Source organism: Spiroplasma sp. hy2 (assembly GCF_044714365.1).
Lineage (GTDB): Bacteria > Bacillota_I > Bacilli_A > Mycoplasmatales > Mycoplasmataceae > Spiroplasma > Spiroplasma phoeniceum.
Genome location: NZ_RXFZ02000171.1, coordinates 1 through 2108, shown reverse-complemented (window position 1 = coordinate 2108; position 2108 = coordinate 1). Strand labels below are relative to the sequence as shown.

The window sequence follows — 2108 nt, the reverse complement described above, 5'->3', positions numbered from 1 at the left end:
ATYAAATTTATCAAATTTCATAATTTTAGATTCCTATAATTTCTATTTTAAATATATTTTATAGGAATTTTAAAATAACTAGGTTATGCAAGAAGTCTAATATTTCCATTATTACTAATAGTAACTTAGAAATAAGTATTAATAATTTACAATTATTTAATGAAAACAATGAATTATTATCTTTAATTAGTTTAGAAATATAAAAGAAGCTTTAAAATTAAAGCTTCTTTTAATTTATAAAATAATTATCAGGATAAATTTTATCTCATTCTTTTGAATATGGATATAGTCCAGCTACTCATTCTTCTACCCCATAAGTTTTTAAGTTCATTGTTTTCTTAAATTTTACATAAAATAAATCTCATGCTTTATCATACACTTTTTCAGTTAATTCCCTAATATTAGGTGTTCCAGTACATCATAGTAATATGTTAGTTTTTTCAGTATCAGGATCATCGTTGGTTGTATATCTAATTCTTATATTCCCTATTTTTTCGTTTTTATTACAAGTAATTAATGTTCTATCTCTATCTAAATAAGTTAATGGTTTATTTTGTTTACAAAAAATAAGAGGAAATGTTAAAGTGGAAGTTAATGATAATGTACTTAATATACTTATTATTTTTTTCATTAGTCTTTCTCACTTTCTCTAAGGTCGGCGGTGGGCTCGCAGTAATTTTCCAAAATAAATTAGGAAAAATTATTTACCAATTTGAAAAAACCTTTTGGCGCCGCTTTTCAAAGTTTTTGGGAAAACCTCCAAACGTTTAGTGAGGAGGTTTGTAAGGGTTCCCAATTATTTTTGAAAGAATTCCAAAACTTTTTTTAAATTTGTAGATCATTTTACCATATGAATTTTGAAAAATCAACTGCTCGCCCAGCTTCAAAAACCCCTTAATTATAAGGACATTTTAAAGCGATATGGATAAGAACCGTAAAATAATGCATCATAAGGATCTTGATACATTTTAGAATCAGGTATATTTGTTTTAGAATCTCCAAATCTTAGTTCACTAATGCATTGATCTAAATATGGTAATTCTTCTAAGTTACCATATACTTTATTTTGACTTAACATTTTTCTTAACCAAGTAACACGGTTATTAAGCCCTGCATCTTTATTAAGAGTAGTTTGATGTTTTATTGCTTTAAACATTTTAATTTTATAGCCTAAATAAGATACTAATTCTTTTTGTAGTAATTGCATAAAATCATGGGCATTTATATCATAATGAAAAGTTGTATTTTCAAATCCATCAAATTTATCAAAACAGTTAATTATTCATTGACCATAATGTTCAATTGTATCATTTAAATTTAAAGCATCTTGAGGAGTAGTTACTTTTTCTTCAATGATGTATTTATCATAATTACCATTTTCATTTAATTTGTATCCCGACAATAAAAATACTGTATGATCTTCACTACCATTAGCATAATCAACACCAATTGAATATAAATCAAATTCATACTGTTTTGTATTTGTATTATAAAAATGTTGTAAATTAAATTCGTTAATATATTCTCTATAACCTCTTAAAACATAAATGCTTGGGTCACTATCGTTATACTCAAATCCGTAGTATTCCAGTTCGTATAAATCTGGTCGTTCTTCTTTGTTAGCTAAAACTAATTTTTTTGTAATTTGTGGAATTTTATCTCAAACAGCCCCCATTGTTAAGCGTAAATTAAATACACCTAAATTATTAAAAGCTTGTTTATTTTCTGAAAATACTTGATGTTTTTCCCTTAGTATATTTTTAATTCTGTCATTCAAAGGTAAATTTGGGGTAACAAATTTTTTATAAAAAATTTGATATTTATCAAAAGGATTAAATGTAAATTCATTTGAGTAAGTTTTATAAAAATAAGTAGTGATAGTTACATATTCTTGTTTTAAATAATCTCATTCTTTAAATGTTCAATCTCATTCTTTAATTGGAATTGGTACATCAAGATTATATTGCTCTACTCCATTTTCATCAATGTATTTCTCATAATAAACTTCTTTAATTTTGTCGAAAACTCTTGATATTTATAAAATATACCTAAAATTAGGTATATTTTTAATATATGGAGGTAAATAATTAATGAAAAAAATAATTAAA

The 2108-nt window shown here is 24.4% G+C and carries 2 protein-coding genes; both read right to left on the bottom strand.

Annotated features, from left to right (window positions below; genetic code table 4):
- Window positions 1–229: 229 nt before the first annotated feature.
- Window positions 230–631 carry a hypothetical protein gene (locus EHV01_RS04985; protein ID WP_422066490.1) on the bottom strand — a complete coding sequence of 134 codons (402 nt, stop codon included), beginning with the start codon at window positions 629–631 and terminating at the stop codon, window positions 230–232.
- Window positions 632–898: 267 nt separating this feature from the next.
- Window positions 899–1777, bottom strand: coding sequence for a hypothetical protein (locus EHV01_RS04980; protein ID WP_422066489.1), 879 nt, complete (start codon window positions 1775–1777; stop codon window positions 899–901).
- Between the last annotated feature and the right edge of the window lie 331 nt (window positions 1778–2108).